We start from the raw sequence: 17,002 nt of genomic DNA on the forward strand, positions 1-17,002 counted from the left end.
TAATATGAAAAATAATACCTATGGGGGTTTTGGTGTGGAGCGTGAAGATAAAGATTTTGCATTAGGGCCAATTCCAAAAGATCATCGTAAAGGTTTTCTTTCAATGTTCTTTGTTATGTTAGGGTTTACTTTTTTCTCCTCTAGTATGGTAGCAGGTGGAACATTAGGTCAAGGGATCGGAATGAAGGAATTTATTGTGGTTGTGTTAATAGGTAACTTGATTCTAGGTATTTATGCAGCTTTACTAGGACTAATCGGTGCTAAAACAGGACTTACTACACATTTATTAACAAGTTTTTCATTTGGTATAAAGGGTTCGTTTCTTACATCGTTTTTGTTAAGTGCTATACAAGTTGGATGGTTTGGCGTTGGTGTTGCAACATTTTCATTAATGGTAAATAAAGCTACGGGAATTAGCTTGCCAATCCTCATCATCTTGTCAGGTATACTAATGACTTCTACAGCTTATTGGGGTATGAAGGCATTAACAGTACTGAGTATTGTTGCGGTTCCAGCTATTGCATTATTAGGAAGCTTCTCAGTGTCCAAAGCGACAGCGGATGTTGGAGGGTTTGCTGCATTAATGCAACTTGAACCTACAGAGAGTATTTCATACACTTTAGCTTTATCAATATGTATTGGTTCATTTATCGGAGGTGCAACATTAACAGCTGATTTTACGAGATTTTCTAAAAATAAAAAAGACGGCTTCCTAACAACCTTTATAGCTTATTTTATTGGTAATTCATTAATGTTTACTTTCGGAATGATTGGAACATTAGCTATAGGATATGCAGATATATCGGATGTAATGGTTGCTCAAGGATTAATTATTCCGGCCATCATTGTGTTAGGTTTAAATATTTGGTCTACAAATGATAACTCTCTCTATACGTCTGGATTGGGATTTTCTCATATTACAAAATTACCGAAGGACAAGATTGTTTTGTTTAATGGAATGTTAGGTACTTTGCTTTCAATGGTTGTTTATAACAATTTCATTAGCTGGTTAACCATTTTGGGATCTACAATTCCTTCAATTGGTGCTATTATTTTAGCTGATTACTTCTTACTAAGGAGAAAAAATGGCTATAATCAAAAAGAAGTAAAGAATATTAACGTAAATGCAATTGTTTCATGGGCAGTGGGAATCGTTGCAGCGAACTTATTACCGGGTATCCCTCCAGTTAATGCTATAGTAGCGGCAGTAATGGTCTATATTGCGGCAACAATGCTTGAACAGGCAGCTACCAGAGGTAATATAGGAAAAGATGAAGTAACAGAATCGATTAAAAATATTTAGATTTGGACGGAGTGTGTACTTCGTCTCTTTTTTGTATAGTGAAGCATAAATAAATTACACCTTTCACAGCAGTAAGCTATAAATTATAGCTTACTGCTGATTTTTCATGCAATAAGTCCTACTTTGTGTATCTATTCGCATTTTATGATAAAGGTTTAACATATGATAATAAAATATCCTTCAAAATCCTTAACTGTACCTCAGGTTTAATGTCTTCTTCTGTATAAGTTATTGGGGTTTTAAGTAATACATTATTACCGAATGTTCCGTATGTATTAATGATCGTTATAATCGTTTCTTTTATTGGTATGTCGTTACGCAGTGAACCATCAGATTTCCCATCCTCAATTATTGGGATTAGGACCTGAGTAATTTCTTTCTGAACATCTATATATAACTCAATATCTGCTAATGGCTCTTTAGCAAATGAGGCATAACTTTCGAACGCTTCACGGAATTTTGCAGCGTTTTTTTCATTTTTTTGGTTTATTAATAAGTAATGTAATACATCTTCTAAACGTTCATAGGCAGTTTTAGAAGATTGTACGATGTTGTTTAATTGTATAATCATCCGTTTCAAACTTTGAATAGCGACTGCTACAATCAGTTTTTCTTTTTTTGGAAAATATCTAAACAAAGTAGCAATCCCTATCCCCTCTGCCACGGCTATATCCTGCATCTGAACAGCATCTATACCACTCTCTAGAAATAAATGTTCAGCTGTGTGAACAATACTTTTATAACGCGACAATTTCTTGTGTTCTCGAACTCCTTTTTGCATATTCCAACCTCCTCTATAAGTGAATTATACCCTAGTTTCAAATTGAAGTTGCAAGGAATGGAAAATGGAGTTACAATCAATAAGTGATAGTTAGACTATCATATTTTACAAAAAGAGGTGTAGAAATGTGAAAGTACATGGTAGGATAGCTGCTATTTATAAAGGGTGGAAGTTTTATGCATAAGATCCCAAATGAAAATGAGGGTATTGTAGATAGAAAAGCTTACCTTAATATATACGATGTATCGATACCCGTAATCGAGGATTTAACTATATAAGTTTGATTTTAATTTCCGACGTGCTTATTTTAAAAAAAATGCGTCCATACTGTTCCTAAGATAATCATAAGGGAGTAGATGGATGATGAAAGTTCTACGTATTCCAAATGACCATGGATGGACACCTGCTGACTTACGTCAATACGAAAAAACCATTCAAAACGTGAAAATGAGACAACGCGTCATGACGATTCGGCTCATCATGGAACGCTATACAGGAAAAGAAGTATCTCAGCTTTTGAATCTTCACCGTGAAACCGTGTCTATCTATGTCAAAACCTTTAATCAATATGGGATGGATGGTTTAGTCACCCGTCAGTATTCTACCGGTAAACCTGCTTATTTAACCCAAGAAGAAAAAGAAGAACTTCGACGCATGATCTTAGAAAGTACACCGGAAAAAGAAGGATTTGGGATTGACGCTAACTGGGATACACGTGTGATTCAACATGTCATCTACGAAAAATTTTCAGTCACCATGAGTCGAAGTGGCATTTATCGAATGTTGACGGGCATGGGATTGAGTTACACTAGACCTACTTATACCTTAGCAAAGGCGGATCAAAACGAACAAAAGCAATTCCTGCAAGACATGGAGATGGTAAAAAAAACCTCTCGGGCGATATGATTTTACTTTATGAAGATGAAAGTCGAATCCACGCCTATCAAGCTTTACGATCCACATGGTTTCAAAAAGGGAAACAAAAACAAGTCCCTACTTTTGGGCACCATGCAGCTGTTAGTCTATTTGGAGCTGTCAATGTCTTAAATGGCGACTTTCTCTGCCAAGTAGCTGACAATTGTAAAGCCCCAGCTTTTCATTCCTTTATGAAGTATGTGCTCGACTATTACCCAAATAAAGTCATCATTATGGTGTTGGATCGTGCTCGTATTCATGATGCAAAAGAGTTACAGCCCTTTTTTGAACAGCATGAGGATCGACTCATTCGTTTCTTTCTGCCGAAGTACTCGCCCAATTTGAACCCCGTTGAACGGATTTGGAAATGGCTGAAAGAAACCGTCATCCAAAATCGATTCCATCCTAACAAAGCAGCTATTCAAGAGTCTGTTTCTTCTTTTCTAGCTTTTTTGGAGGGGGCATCTGAGCAAATTTTAAAAAGAATAGCCGGTGTTCATATGCCGGATTATTAAGTAAAACTTATATAGCTCTAAAAACAAAACATCAGTCTATATCTATCCATTATTATAATTCTCCTTTTGGAATCCATTTTAGTTTCACACCATAAGTAGTTCTGACATTAATATAGCGAGGGTAAACACTACTACATCAAAGTGTCTGCGACCTACTGACAGTACATGTGGAATCAGTGGCAAAGCTTATTTTAAAAGAAGAGCTGGGACAAAACCCTCCTCTGAACCGAAAAAGCCGGTGAAATTTTACGACGAGTAAAATTTCACCGGCTTTGTTTATTTTTACATTAAAATAAGGACCACTTCTGATAAAATAAAGTTACCACACAAAATCTTATCGGAAAGAAGGGTCCTTATGTTTAAAGATTATAACATGAATCAAGTGGTTTTGCCTTTAGATTTAGAAATAAAATTGCAAGAAAATGATATTGCCTTCGCCGTTCACCATCTCGTTGAACATATTCCAGATGAAGCCTTTGCCGGCTTCTTACAGAAAACGGGGTGTCCTGCTTACCATCCACGCATGATGATGAAAATCATTTTATGTGCCTACACACAGTCAGTTTTTTCAGGAAGAAAAATTGAAGCGCTTCTCAAAGATAGTATACGTATGATGTGGCTAGCTCAAGGTTACGAACCGAGCTATCGGACAATCAATCGATTTCGTGTTCACCCAGAAGTTCAAGTGCTTCTTCGTGAGTGCTTTGTCCAGTTTCGATGTCAGCTTATTCAAGAGAACGAGATTGATAATGAAGCAATCTTCATTGATGGAACGAAGATTGAAGCAAATGCCAATAAGTTCACATTTGTCTGGCGCAAATCAATCGAAAAGTATAGTGCGAGCCTCTTGGAGAAATCAACCCAGCTGTATGACGAACTAGTAGAAAGAGAAATTATTCCACAGATCGAACGAGAAAGTTCGGACGAACTTTCTGTTGAAGAATTATCTCTAATCACTAAAAAATTAGAAGAAAAGGTTGAAGAGTTGACAAAAGAAATTGAAGCAAGTGAAGATGCCGATGAACGAAAACAACTGCGATCAAGCAGAAAAGAACCGAAGAAAGCGTATAAGCAATTTCAAGACTTTGTGAAACGTAAGTTAAAGTATGAAAAAGACATGGAGATTTTTAACGAACGGAATAGTTATTCAAAAACAGATCATGATGCCACGTTTATGCGTATGAAGGATGACTACATGAAGAATGGCCAACTGAAGGCGGGGTATAATGTGCAAATTGCGACAGAAGGTCAATATACACTTGCTTACGATGTCTTTTCAAATCCAACGGACACACGAACACTTTGTCCGTTTCTTGACGCAATTGAACATCACTACTTCGAACTCCCAGACTATATTGTCGCAGATGCGGGATATGGAAGTGAAGAGAATTACCTCGATGTGCAGAACAGAAAGCGTACGCCTCTTATCACATATAGTATGTATCGAAAAGAGAAGAAAAAACGCGTTAAGAATGACCCATTTCAGACAGCGAATTGGGATTATCATGAAGAAGATGATTCCTTTACTTGTCCCAACGGGAATAAGTTGACGTTTCGTTACAAATCGCATCGCACAGACCGTTACGGATTTACAAGGTTATTCAATGTGTACGAATGTGAAGACTGTTCAGGTTGTCCTTTTCGTTCACAATGTACGAAGGCGAAGGAAGGAAAGAACCGAAGAATCCATTATAACGAAAAGTGGGAACAACAAAAGAAAAGCATTCAACAGCTGCTTTCAGAAGAAAAAACGGGTAAAATCTACGGAAAACGTAAGATTGACGTAGAACCAGTTTTTGGATATCTGAAGGCTAATTTGCGTTTCACTCGAATGTCCGTAAGAGGCAAAGAGAACGTGAAAAACGAATTAGGGTTTGCGTTCATGGCGGTGAATGTACGAAAGTACATCGCCTCCAGCGTAAAATGTGCATAGACCAATCAAACAGATCAACAAAAAAGGGTTCTCATCATCAAAATGCGATGATGAGAACCCTTTTTCATTATTTTTGGCTAGTTATGTCCCAGCCTCTTTTTTATTAAAAAGGATAGTGCCTTCACTTTGGACTAATCCCTTCCCAAAAAAGATCAACTAAAGACTGAGCGGTTTTTTCGGGTCCTCCTAGTTCATTGATTAATTCTTTTTTATTTCGAATCATAGTGACTGTTGAAAATGCATGGGTAAGGAGAAGAGGGTTCCTCTGAACGATATCACCGTCTTCCATTGCTTGTTTGAAAATATTTTCCAGTGCTTGATGCACGGCTTTTTCTGACCCGCGAATTTTCTTTATATGATCTTCTGTAAGTGAAGAAGTAGCTTCGGTTAATAGTGTTTCAAAGTCGATGTGTGGTCTTTGAAGATGGTCTAACGTGACTTCATATAATCGCGTTTTTAATCCTTTGGAACTTTGTAACAGCCGCTCTGTTTGTATGGTAATACGCTCAAACATACTTGATACAGATACCGTGAACAAGTTTGCTTTATTTTTAAAGTAATAATAAACACTAGCTTTTGTTACGTCGCTTGCTTCTGCGACTTGTTCCATTGAGACACTTTCATATCCATATGTCATAAACAGATGAGCTGAAGTTTTCAAGATTTGCTCCCTCGTTACATTCTTTTCAATTGTTATTTTGGGTCTTCCAGGCTTTTTCTTCGGTATGTTATCACTCATAGGGAGCCTCCTAGTTCAAAAAATAGACATATTAATTCAGTTGATTAATTAACCTTTCAGTATATATAATTATTTAAAGGGTCTATCATCATTTTAATGGATTTGACCAAATCAAACAAATGTAATTCAGAAGAAAAGAGGACTTGTGGATGAAGAAAAAAATAAGTTACCTTTTGGCTAGTATTGTCACTCTACTAGTATTGGGTTTTCTAGGCTTTTTTATATGGTCACAACAAACCTATGAACCATCTGAAAAGCTTTATACGCTGGTAGATAAAAAAGATATTAAGCATAAGGAAGATTGGATTATTTTTAATCCTAAACAAAACAACCAAGTAGGAATTGTCCTGTATCCTGGTGCGAAAGTAGAGCCTGAAGCTTACAGCTACTACGGTAAGCAATTGGCAGAAGAAGGCTATTTAGTTGCGATTCCTAATGTGAATTTCAATTTTGCCTTGTTTGACTCAAATAAAGCGCAAGAGGTAATGGATAGTTATTCATCAGTAAACAAGTGGATCGTAGGTGGACATTCTTTAGGTGGCGTTGCGGCATCTAAATTTGCTCATTCTCATCCAAAAGAAGTAGTTGGTTTGTTTTTCTTAGGTTCTTATCCGGATGAAGCATCTGATTTTTCAAACACTAACCTTCCTATTTTGTCTATATATGGTGAAAGAGACGGCCTATCTACAAAAGATAAGATTCAAGACACGCAGCAGCTTCTTTCCAAGAATGCAACAATGCATGAAATAAAAGGTGGAAATCATGCTCAATTTGGAGTTTATGGACCGCAAAAAGGAGATATGAAAGCATCTATCCCCGTTAAAAAGCAGCAGGATGAAATGGCACAGACTACACTAACATGGATAAAAGAAAACAAATACTAAGCATTTCTTTGGAGAGTGAGTCGAATGAATTCAATTGATATGATCATTAAAGCATTAAAAAAGCAAAACATCCGGGTTGAAAAAGTACGAGTAAACAAGGATGACCGTGCCGAGTGGTCACTTTCACAAGCATTAGAAAAGCCAAACATCGTAATCAAGCAAAATTAAAAGAAATGATTAGAAATTCGAACAAACCGTGATAGCCACTATGTTTAAAAGAATTGTTTTTATAAAAAGGAGCAAAAATGATTGATACCATTCTCTATCTACTATTTACTATTTTCTACGTAGCATTGTTTCTATTCAGTATTAAATTAATTAAGAAAAAAGCATTATCGTTTTATATGCTTTCCTTTCCTTTAGTAATCATAGGCTTAATCTATGATAATTTAATTATCTTTATAGGTTCATTTATTGGCGAGGGGAATACACTCTTTGCTCTTAGCTTGCTCCGCTTTTGGCTCCATGCTTTGTTTACGCCAACACTTATTCTGTTTGGATATGGGGTCGCAAAACATGCCAATATTAGCTGGGCTAATAAGCCAATTGTTAAGGTGTTGTTTCTGATAAGCACAGCAATCCTTATTAGTTATGAAGTAGTAAAGACAATTAGTCATGATGTGGCAGCTATAAGTGAGTATGGCATTATTCGCTATGGAATTGTAGGAACATCTGGTCCACCCATTATGGTAATAGTTGTAGCGCTTATCTTACTTTTTATGGGTATCTCAATCTTCAAGCACATGAATTGGAGCATCATGATGATTGGCGTAGCAGTGATGATTGTAGGAAGCGCAATTCCTTTTTCTCTTCCAAGTACAGCTGTGATAAACCTGTTTGAAGTTATATTTATGTTATCCTTAGCTTTGACTCATCGTCACTTAGTAAAGGTGTATCAGTATAGATATGTTTCTCAGACTGGCTAAACTAGCGTTCAAAGTACATAAAAAGCTCAAATCCAAACGGAATTGAGCTTTTTTTATCTTCTCAAAACTGCTTTCTACGTAAAAAGATGGTAAATTGTTTAATCATTTAAATATAATAAAACTATACGAGCTGTTCGCTGGCGGTCTATTAACTAAGTGTGGGGTGATGTATGGGTAACTACAGAGGATACATAAAAAAATACTATAAGCCTTTTAGCATTGCACTTTTGTTCCTAATGCTAGAAGCCATTTGTGACTTGATGCAACCAACGATTATGGCAAAAATTATTGATGTTGGAATAGCCAATCGGGATTTAGACTATGTGCTTCGGATGGGAGCGGTGATGCTTGGCGTGACGCTGCTTGGAGGAGTAGCAGCTTCGACACGTAGCATTTTGGCAAGCATCACGTCTCAAAATTTTGGGGCTGAGCTGCGCCTTGATTTGTTTAGACGGATTCAAACTCTTTCTTTTAAACGAATCAATAACTATGACCGAGCGTCGTTAATTACGAGACTAACAAATGACGTGACGCAGGTGCAGCTGTTTGTGAACGGCTTGATGAGAATTTATATTAAAGCGCCTTTACTAGCAATTGGTGGCCTCATTATGGCAACCACGTTAAATATTCATTTATCTGTGGTACTTATGGTCGTGGTACCGATGATTGTGGTTCTGCTTATTACAAATATTAAACTCAGCATTCCGCGCTTTGCAAAGCTCCAGAATGCGCTCGATCGAGTCAATGGATCAATGCGAGACTATTTATCAGGTGTTCGCGTAGTAAAAGCATTCAATCGTTTTAATTATGAAACAACGAAATTTAGCGGGTTTAACGATGAGCTTCAGGATAAATCGGTTGCGGCCACGAGAGTCATTGCTATTTTTAGTCCAATTATTATGCTTGTGATGAACGTAGGAATTGTGGCCGTTCTTTGGATTGGTGGTCATGGAGTAGAAGGCGGCACAATTCAAGTGGGGCACGTTGTGGCATTTACGAACTATATGACGCAAATTCTCTTTTCACTCATGATGATTTCCATGGTGTTTAATATGTTTGTCCGAGCGAGAACGTCAGCTGGCCGCATTGGTGAAGTGCTGGGCGAAGTAAATGATATGGTGTGGACAGAGGAACAGTTTGTTTCTAATCAAGGCGGAAAAATCGAGTTTGAAAATGTATCTTTTTCATATAATGAAACATCGCAAGAGCCGGTCTTAAAAAACGTGACGTTTACGTGTATGCCTGGAGAAACTATTGGTATTATCGGAAAAACGGGTGCTGGAAAAAGCAGTCTTGTGAGTTTAATTCCACGCTTATATGACGCAACGAGCGGGACAATCAAACTAAACGATAGCGACATTCGCGAGATTGAGCCAAAAGCCATACGTGAAAGAATTGCGATTGTTGCTCAAAAAGCGATGTTATTCACGGGGACGATTGGTGATAATATCCGCTGGGGACGAGAAGATGCGTCCAAAGAAGAAGTACAGCTAGCAGCTGAAATTGCTGATGCAAATGGGTTTATTCAAAGGTCAACAGAAGGCTATGAAACGGAAATTGGACAGGGTGGCGTGAACTTATCGGGCGGCCAAAAGCAGCGAGTTTCAATCGCTCGAGCGCTAATTAAAAAGCCTGAAATCTTAATCTTAGATGATAGCACTAGCGCAGTCGATATGGTGACTGAAGGGAAGATTAAACAATCGTTGCAGAGATATGCCGATAATATTACTTGTATTCTTGTTTCACAGCGAATTTCAACGGTAGCGGATGCAGACCGAATTCTTGTAGTGGATAACGGTGAGATCGTTGGTAGCGGCAAGCATGATGAGCTATTAAAAACGTGTCAAGCTTATCAAGAAATCTACGAATCACAGTTTGAAAAGGAGGTGCGTTAACTTGGCGGAAAGAACCAATCAAGAAGTGAAAAAGGATAGCGCACCTCTTATGCCTGGCCGTCCGGGTGGCGGAGGTGCGGCTCGCTTTCAAAGGCAAGTCGTAAAGCCGAAAGATTTTAAAAGAACGATGAAGAGGCTCTGGTCGTATTTTGGAGGAGATAAAGCGCTTTTGTCTACTGTTTTTCTGTTGACGATGGTTGATTCAGTCATCTTGCTTTTCGTTCCATTTTTAATTGGGAAAGCGGTAGATACGATGGCGCTGACCGAAACTGTTTCGTTTAGCGTGCTCAATACCGTGATAGTGACGCTTTTGGTTGCGTATATCACAAGCTCTCTATTAAATTTTTCACAAGGCTGGATCATGGCCGGAATTATTGGAAGAATGGTTAAAAGGTTAAGGCGACATTTGTTTGGTAAGCTGCAAAAGCTACCTCTAGCTTTTTTTGATTCACGCACACATGGAGAAATGATGAGTCGATTAACAAACGATATTGATAACGTTAGCACGTCAATTTCGCAGTCTATTACGCAGCTCATGTCTGGTGTGATTATCTTAATTGGATCATTAGTTATGATGTTAGTCTTAAGTCCGTTACTCACGCTAGCGAGCCTTATTACCATTCCCTTAATGTTTCTTTTAACAAAGTCGATTGCTAGAAAAACGAAAGTGCTATTTAAGGAGCAACAAAAAGAGCTAGGGATGCTCAATGGGCATGTTGAAGAGATGATCTCTGGGTTAGAGGTTGTTAAAGCCTATAATTATGAAGAGAAGTCCATTCATCGATTTGAAGAAGTGAATACGAGACTGCGAGAAGTTGGCATCAAAGCACAAATATGGTCAGGATTTTTAATGCCGATGATGAACGTAATTAATAACTTTGGTTTTATGGTCATAGCCGTTGTAGGAGGATATTTAGCTATTAATGAGCTCATTACAGTAGGCTTAATTGCAAGCTTTATCACCTATTCGCGCCAATTCGTACGTCCGTTAAATGACCTTGCGAATATCTTTAATACTCTTCAGTCGGGCGTGGCTGGTGCTGAACGAGTATTTGACGTGTTAGATAGCGAAGAAGAAGATGCAGACCCTGAGAATGCAATTGATTTAACAAATCCAAAAGGGATTGTGGAATTTAAAAATGTAAGCTTTGGTTACAGCGATGATGCGTTGATTTTAAAAAATATCAGCTTTAAGGCAGAAGCAGGCAGTAGTACAGCTTTAGTTGGAACAACTGGGGCAGGAAAAACAACCATTGTTAATTTGCTCACAAGGTTTTATGAGGTCTCTGAAGGACAAATTTTAATTGATGGAATTGATATTCGGAACTATACGAGAGAAAGTTTAAGGAAATGCTTCGGTATCGTGCTTCAAGATACGTATTTATTTTCAGGAACAATTATGGAAAACATTCGATACGGAAACCCAGAAGCAAGTGACGAAGAAGTAAAAGAAGCGGCTAAAGTAGCGAATGCAGATTACTTCATTAATCAATTGCCAAAAGGATATGAAACCAAGCTATCGGAAAATGGTGATGATCTGAGCCAGGGTCAGAAGCAGCTGCTTGCGATATCCAGAGTGCTGCTTTCAAATCCATCACTGCTTATTCTGGACGAAGCAACCAGCAATATTGATACGCGAACCGAACTGTATCTTCAGGAGGCACTAAGCACCATCTTACAAGGGAAAACGAGCTTTATTATTGCTCATAGATTAAACACTATTCGCCATGCAGATACGATTATGTTTATTGAAAATGGTAACATTAAAGAAAATGGTAATCATAATGAGTTAATGAAAAAAGAAGGAGTATATTATCGTATGATCCAGCATCAATTCAAGGCTCCAAAAGCTCTCAGTCAATAATAAATGAATCGAAAAGAAAAAGCTCAACATCTGATGTCATAAAGACAGATGTTGAGCTTTTTTATAAGGAGCTTTACATGAATACTTAACCCGTGACAAATAATAATGTGAAAAATCGATTGCGTAAAAATGAACAGACATAAGAAAATCTTTTCGTCTTTAAAATAAAAATCAAATATTTGGATATTTCGTGTCTGAATTGTTAATTTGACAGTATAAAATTAACATTTTTTTAGACTTTTTACACATAATTAAAGGATTTACAAAACGTTTACAAAAATCAAAATAAAAATTTACAAGCAGAGTTTACTCTATAAGAAATACGAATAGAGTGTCTTGGAGGTTTAGAGATGAAGCTTATAAGAAAGACAGCGATAGGATTACTTGTTCTATCTTTCGTTACTACTTTGGCAGCGTGTGGTTCTTCTGATACTAGCTCAGAAAATTCATCTGGCGGTAGCAATTACACACTAGCAATTTCAGGCTCAACGTCCGTTGGTCCTTTAGCTGAGAAGCTAGCAGCTAAATATGAAGAGAAAAATAACATTAATATAGAGATCAATCAAATTGGTTCTTCTGCTGGAATTACCAACGCAACAAGCGGTGTTTCAGAAATTGGCATGTCTTCACGTGACTTAAAAGAAGAAGAAAAAGCAACTGGCTTAAAAGAGCATATCATTGCTTACGATGGAATTGTGGTAATTACGCATCCTACAAATAAGGTCAAGAATCTTTCAATGGAAGAAGTAAAGAAAATCTTTACTGGTGAAATTACAAATTGGAAAGAGCTTGGTGGAGAAGACATGGAAATTGTCGTCGTTTCCCGAGAAGATGGATCAGGTTCAAGAGATGCATTTCAAGAAATTGTTGGCTACTCTTCTGGAGAGCTAATCAAAAACGCCATTGTTGCGAGTGGAAATGGAAACATTAAAACCACAGTTGCTACAAATAAGCACGCTGTAGGCTTTGTTTCATTTGAGTATATTGATGAATCTGTTGCTACTTTAAATATTAATGGAGTACAGCCTACAGCAGATAATGTATTGCAGCAAAAATATAGCTTATCAAGACCGTTTCTGTTTGTGAACAAACAAGAGACTTTAAGTGAAGAAGGTCAGAAATTCATTGATTATATCTTAAGTCCAGAAGGTCAAAAAATTGCATCGGATGCGGGCGTAATACCATTAAAATAAAACGGTACGTTTAAGCAATTTTGGAGGAATGAAGTATGTCAACGCCACCTATTAAAAATCAAAATCAAGAAGTTGAAAAATCGAATCGAATGAAGTACATGCTAGAGAAACTGTCGGGAAGATTATTTATGTTATGTGCTCTCCTTTCAGTAGTCAGCTTAGTATTAATTATCGGATTTGTATTTTATAAAGGATTTCATCCTTTTGTTACGCAAGGGTATAGCTTTATTGACTTTCTCTTTGGAGTAGATTGGGTACCTAGTGAAGATAAGTTCGGAATCTTTCCTATGATTGTAGCATCTGTCTTTGCTACGATTGGAGCACTCATTATCGGTGTACCAATTGCCTTGTTTACCGCTATCTTTTTAGCTGAAATTGCGCCTAAAAGCTTAGCGAAAATTGTTTCACCTGCTGTACAGCTTTTAGCGGGTATTCCGTCTGTACTATATGGAGTATTTGGATTAGCTGTTATTGTTCCTTTTCTACAAAATAATTTAGGGCTAGCTCGAGGTCAAAGTTTATTAGCGGTCATTTTAGTTTTAGCTATTATGATGTTACCAACGGTTGTTACAGTATCGGAAACGGCCATTCGTGCAGTGCCAAAAGCGTATCGTGAAGGGTCGTTAGCTCTTGGAGTTTCTAAGATTGGTACAATCTTCAAGGTAGTAGTCCCAGCGGCTAAGTCAGGTATTATGACAGCTGTTGTTTTAGGAATGGGTAGAGCAATTGGGGAAACGATGGCTGTTATATTAGTTGCAGGAAACAGCTTAATTATTCCATCTAGCTTAACTGATAGTGTACGTCCGTTAACGACTAACATTGCGCTAGAGATGGGGTATGCAGCAGGTACGCACCAAGAGATGCTTTTTGCTACAGGGATTGTGTTGTTCTCGTTTATTTTACTTTTAAATTTTGTATTGGCAAAGATCAGTTCAAAAGGAGGTAACTAAGTTGAGGAAGTTTAAAGATAATGTACTAAATGGACTGCTTTGGTTTTCAGCTTTTTTAACAGTTGCCGTCCTAGTTACTATCGTCGGATATATTTTTTATAAAGGCTATCGTTTAATTAACATTGATTTTATCTTTGGAGATTATTCACCTTCAGGACATGACGGTGGAATTTGGCCAATGATTGTCACAACTATCTATACAATTGTTATTTCATTGCTTATTGCCACACCAATTGGAATCTTGGCTGCTGTATACCTACAGGAATACGCAAAACAAGGAAAGCTAGTTAGAGTCATTCGCTTTGCCACGGAAAGTTTAACTGGGATTCCGTCCATTATTTACGGTTTGTTTGGTGCAGTATTTTTTGTTACGACGTTAAAGCTAGGTATGTCAATTATTTCGGCTTCTTTAACACTTACGATTATTGTTTTACCAGTTATTATTCGAACAACAGAAGAAGCATTAAAAGTTGTGCCACGCTCATATCGCGAAGGATCATTAGCTCTAGGTACAACAAAGTTACAAACTTTATATAAAGTCATTTTACCGAGCGCTATGCCGGGTATACTATCTGGTATCATCCTTTCAATCGGTCGTATCGTTGGTGAGTCAGCAGCAATTTTCTTAACAGCGGGAACGGTAGCTGCACTGCCAGAGAGTATTTTTTCTTCAGCTAGAACATTAACGGTTCATTCGTACTTAGTTACGCAAGAATCTGGAGATATTGAGCTTGCCGCGGCAATTGGAATTGTATTGATTGTGGTTATTTTGGTGTTAAACTTTGCAACGACTTTTATATCTAAAAAGCTAAACAAAGCGGATTATTAAGAGAGGAGTCGAATGATGAATATAACTATTGATCGTCAGAAGGGTAGCAAAACAAACGTGTTAGGAAATGAGAGGCATTCTGATAAGAAGACAAAAATCAGCGTGAGTGATTTGAATTTGTTTTATGGAGAAAAACAAGCACTGTATTCAGTTTCCCTTGATATAAAAGAAAAAGAAGTCACTGCATTTATAGGTCCATCTGGTTGTGGTAAGTCAACATTTTTACGCACATTAAACCGAATGAACGATTTAATCGACAGTGTCAAAATCAGTGGAAAAGTAATTATTGATAATGAAAACATTTATGAGTCAAGCGATGTAATTAAGCTACGAACAAAAGTAGGAATGGTGTTTCAAAAAGCAAACCTATTTCCCATGAGCATCTATGATAATGTAGCGTATGGACCAAGAATGCATGGTATAAAAAATAAAAAAGAGCTAAACAAGATTGTTGAAGAGAGTTTACGTGGCGCTGCGATTTGGGATGAAGTAAAAGACCGCTTAAAGACATCCGCGCTTGGTTTATCAGGTGGACAACAACAGCGTGTTTGTATTGCTCGTGCAATTGCTATGAAACCAGATGTAATCTTAATGGATGAACCGACTTCAGCTTTAGATCCAATTTCTACTTTAAAAGTAGAAGAATTAATTACGCAGATGAAAAAAGATTATACAATTATTATTGTAACTCATAACATGCAGCAAGCCGCTCGTATCTCAGATAAAACTGCCTTTTTCTTAAATGGTGAGGTCGTTGAATACAGTTCTACAGATAAACTTTTCTCAGTTCCGCAAGATAAGCGAACAGAAGACTATATTACTGGTCGATTCGGCTAATTATGTACATGAAAAAATCCTAGGGAATTTATTTCCCGGGATTTTTTTATTGAAAGAGTGATGCTTTCCATTGAGAAATTCACTAAAATAAAGAAAAAGGTAGAGAAAGCGAGTATGAGATGAGAATTCAAAAGTATATTAGCGAAACAGGCTTCTGTTCAAGGAGGCATACAAATCGCTTGATTATAGAAGGCAGAGTGACTGTAAACGGAGTCGTTAGTGATAAGAACACCATGATAGCAGAACATGATGAAGTTCTGATTGATGGAAGGCCTATCCCTCGTAAGGAACAGTCTGTTTATTTAGCGCTTCATAAGCCGGTAGGTATTACGTGTACCGCAGCTAAAGAAGTGGAGGGAAATATCATTGATTTTGTAAATTATCCAACGCGAATCTTTCCTGTTGGCCGCTTGGATAAAGCTTCCGAAGGGCTTATTTTAATGACAAATGACGGCGACATTTTCAACAAGATTCTTCGATCAGAGCATGGTCATGAAAAAGAGTATGTTGTTACAGTGGATAAGGTAATTACAGAGCAGTTCGTGCTGAAAATGGAAAGCGGTGTTGAGATTTTAAATACCATCACCAAGCCGTGTAAGGTCGAAAAAATAAGTGACAATGTGTTTAAGATTATTTTAACTCAAGGACTTAATCGGCAGATTAGAAGAATGTGTAAAGCATTAGGTTATCGAGTTGAGCGCCTGCAGCGGATTCGCATTATGAATATTCACCTAGGAAATTTAGAAGCGGGGGCTTGGAGAGAGCTATCACAGCAAGAATTAAATGAACTGTTGAAAGAGCTTCAATGACTTATTGAAGCTCTTTCCTTTTAAACGTGGTATTCTAGAAGTAAGTTATGAATTGAAAGAAGGAATAAAAATGTACTTAACACTAAAAGAAGCAGCCGAGTATTTATCCTTACCTGAACAATATATTGAAAGTCTTATTCAGCAAGGAAAGATTCGTACTGTTTTTGACGGTGAACAATACGTAGTAAACAAAGAACAATTTAATACGCATTTTGAGCAGCTTGAAAAATATAAAAAGCAGATGGAAGAGTATTTAAGTGAGCCTATTCCAGAAGACATGGATGTAAAAGACGAAGATTAATTCTCACCCTTTTCAGAGGTGATTAAGCACGTTTCAGCCACTAAAAAGGAGTATTTAAGTGCTGATATGCGCAAAAAATGTCGAAAAAAGAAAAAAAATGACTGAAAATGTAGTTTTTAAGGGTTTGTTTTTTGTATAATAAAGGAAGAAGTTGAAAAAGGAGAATTATATTGGAACAAGCAAAACAATCAAAAATAATTATCTTTATTGCGGTGCTGTTCTTTTTCATTCTTTTTGCTGTTATTATGCTAAAAGCACAAGGGATTTTACATAATCAAGGGGCAGAACCAGATGAAAAAAACATGTCGCTATTTTAACTAGTGATGTT

General features: G+C 37.2%; 18 protein-coding genes. 16 read left to right on the forward strand and 2 right to left on the reverse strand.

The genetic code is table 11. From position 1 onward, the window contains the following. The first annotated feature begins 34 nt into the window (after positions 1-34). Entirely contained in the window at positions 35-1,303 is a 1,269-nt protein-coding gene (gene codB / locus MKZ18_RS01710) for a cytosine permease (RefSeq protein ID WP_144594386.1), read from the forward strand. Positions 1,304-1,445: 142 nt separating this feature from the next. On the opposite strand, the gene MKZ18_RS01715 is transcribed toward codB, so the two are convergent. Continuing rightward, the gene (locus MKZ18_RS01715) at positions 1,446-2,084 is read right to left on the reverse strand and encodes a TetR/AcrR family transcriptional regulator (protein ID WP_340842967.1); all 639 of its coding nucleotides are present in this window, start codon (positions 2,082-2,084) and stop codon (positions 1,446-1,448) included. Between the two features lie 360 nt (positions 2,085-2,444). Here MKZ18_RS01715 and MKZ18_RS01720 point away from each other — a divergent pair, with 360 nt between their 5' ends. The 3 genes from MKZ18_RS01720 (at position 2,445) to MKZ18_RS01730 (ending at position 5,447) form a co-directional block, all read left to right on the forward strand. Then, the gene (locus MKZ18_RS01720) at positions 2,445-2,990 is read left to right on the forward strand and encodes a helix-turn-helix domain-containing protein (RefSeq protein WP_100346995.1); all 546 of its coding nucleotides are present in this window, start codon (positions 2,445-2,447) and stop codon (positions 2,988-2,990) included. Beyond that, positions 2,987-3,514, forward strand: coding sequence for an IS630 family transposase (locus tag MKZ18_RS01725; RefSeq protein ID WP_100346442.1), 528 nt, complete (start codon positions 2,987-2,989; stop codon positions 3,512-3,514). Before MKZ18_RS01720 ends, MKZ18_RS01725 begins: the two co-directional genes overlap by 4 nt. A 355-nt stretch (positions 3,515-3,869) precedes the next feature. After that, the gene (locus tag MKZ18_RS01730) at positions 3,870-5,447 is read left to right on the forward strand and encodes an IS1182 family transposase (RefSeq protein ID WP_138116520.1); all 1,578 of its coding nucleotides are present in this window, start codon (positions 3,870-3,872) and stop codon (positions 5,445-5,447) included. A gap of 121 nt (positions 5,448-5,568) precedes the next feature. Here the strand turns inward: MKZ18_RS01730 and MKZ18_RS01735 are convergent, their stop codons facing one another. Then, positions 5,569-6,186 (reverse strand): TetR/AcrR family transcriptional regulator, encoded by a 618-nt coding sequence (locus tag MKZ18_RS01735; RefSeq protein WP_025907616.1) that lies wholly within the window; start codon positions 6,184-6,186, stop codon positions 5,569-5,571. Positions 6,187-6,335: 149 nt separating this feature from the next. Here MKZ18_RS01735 and MKZ18_RS01740 point away from each other — a divergent pair, with 149 nt between their 5' ends. The 12 genes from MKZ18_RS01740 to MKZ18_RS01795 all read left to right on the forward strand — a co-directional run bounded on the left by MKZ18_RS01740 (position 6,336) and on the right by MKZ18_RS01795 (position 16,991). Beyond that, entirely contained in the window at positions 6,336-7,070 is a 735-nt protein-coding gene (locus MKZ18_RS01740; protein ID WP_025907615.1) for an alpha/beta family hydrolase, read from the forward strand. 24 nt (positions 7,071-7,094) lie between these two features. Beyond that, positions 7,095-7,238: a hypothetical protein gene (locus tag MKZ18_RS01745; protein ID WP_156482267.1), complete on the forward strand. Its 144-nt coding sequence runs from the start codon at positions 7,095-7,097 to the stop codon at positions 7,236-7,238. A 77-nt stretch (positions 7,239-7,315) separates the two neighbouring features. Next, positions 7,316-7,996, forward strand: a complete 681-nt coding sequence (locus tag MKZ18_RS01750; protein ID WP_340842966.1) for a hypothetical protein — start codon at positions 7,316-7,318, stop codon at positions 7,994-7,996. Positions 7,997-8,166: 170 nt separating this feature from the next. Then, positions 8,167-9,891 (forward strand): ABC transporter ATP-binding protein, encoded by a 1,725-nt coding sequence (locus tag MKZ18_RS01755; RefSeq protein ID WP_076512828.1) that lies wholly within the window; start codon positions 8,167-8,169, stop codon positions 9,889-9,891. A gap of 49 nt (positions 9,892-9,940) precedes the next feature. Further along, positions 9,941-11,755, forward strand: a complete 1,815-nt coding sequence (locus MKZ18_RS01760) for an ABC transporter ATP-binding protein (protein WP_340843001.1) — start codon at positions 9,941-9,943, stop codon at positions 11,753-11,755. Between the two features lie 350 nt (positions 11,756-12,105). Continuing rightward, positions 12,106-12,948, forward strand: coding sequence for a phosphate ABC transporter substrate-binding protein (locus tag MKZ18_RS01765; RefSeq protein WP_035319837.1), 843 nt, complete (start codon positions 12,106-12,108; stop codon positions 12,946-12,948). A 35-nt stretch (positions 12,949-12,983) separates the two neighbouring features. Continuing rightward, positions 12,984-13,898 (forward strand): phosphate ABC transporter permease subunit PstC, encoded by a 915-nt coding sequence (gene pstC / locus MKZ18_RS01770; protein WP_225002164.1) that lies wholly within the window; start codon positions 12,984-12,986, stop codon positions 13,896-13,898. A 1-nt stretch (position 13,899) separates the two neighbouring features. Beyond that, on the forward strand, positions 13,900-14,727 hold the full coding sequence (gene pstA, locus MKZ18_RS01775) for a phosphate ABC transporter permease PstA (RefSeq protein ID WP_025907609.1): 828 nt from the start codon (positions 13,900-13,902) through the stop codon (positions 14,725-14,727). A 15-nt stretch (positions 14,728-14,742) separates the two neighbouring features. Then, on the forward strand, positions 14,743-15,564 hold the full coding sequence (gene pstB / locus MKZ18_RS01780) for a phosphate ABC transporter ATP-binding protein PstB (protein WP_025907608.1): 822 nt from the start codon (positions 14,743-14,745) through the stop codon (positions 15,562-15,564). Positions 15,565-15,683: 119 nt separating this feature from the next. Next, complete coding sequence (locus MKZ18_RS01785; RefSeq protein ID WP_025907607.1) at positions 15,684-16,373, forward strand: pseudouridine synthase; 690 nt, start codon at positions 15,684-15,686, stop codon at positions 16,371-16,373. A gap of 70 nt (positions 16,374-16,443) precedes the next feature. Further along, entirely contained in the window at positions 16,444-16,674 is a 231-nt protein-coding gene (locus tag MKZ18_RS01790; protein WP_025907605.1) for an excisionase family DNA-binding protein, read from the forward strand. Between the two features lie 170 nt (positions 16,675-16,844). Then, positions 16,845-16,991, forward strand: coding sequence for a hypothetical protein (locus MKZ18_RS01795; RefSeq protein WP_341344483.1), 147 nt, complete (start codon positions 16,845-16,847; stop codon positions 16,989-16,991). Positions 16,992-17,002: the final 11 nt, after the last annotated feature.

Origin of the sequence: Priestia sp. FSL W8-0001 (genome assembly GCF_038050335.1) — a bacterium.
GTDB lineage: Bacteria > Bacillota > Bacilli > Bacillales > Bacillaceae_H > Priestia > Priestia flexa.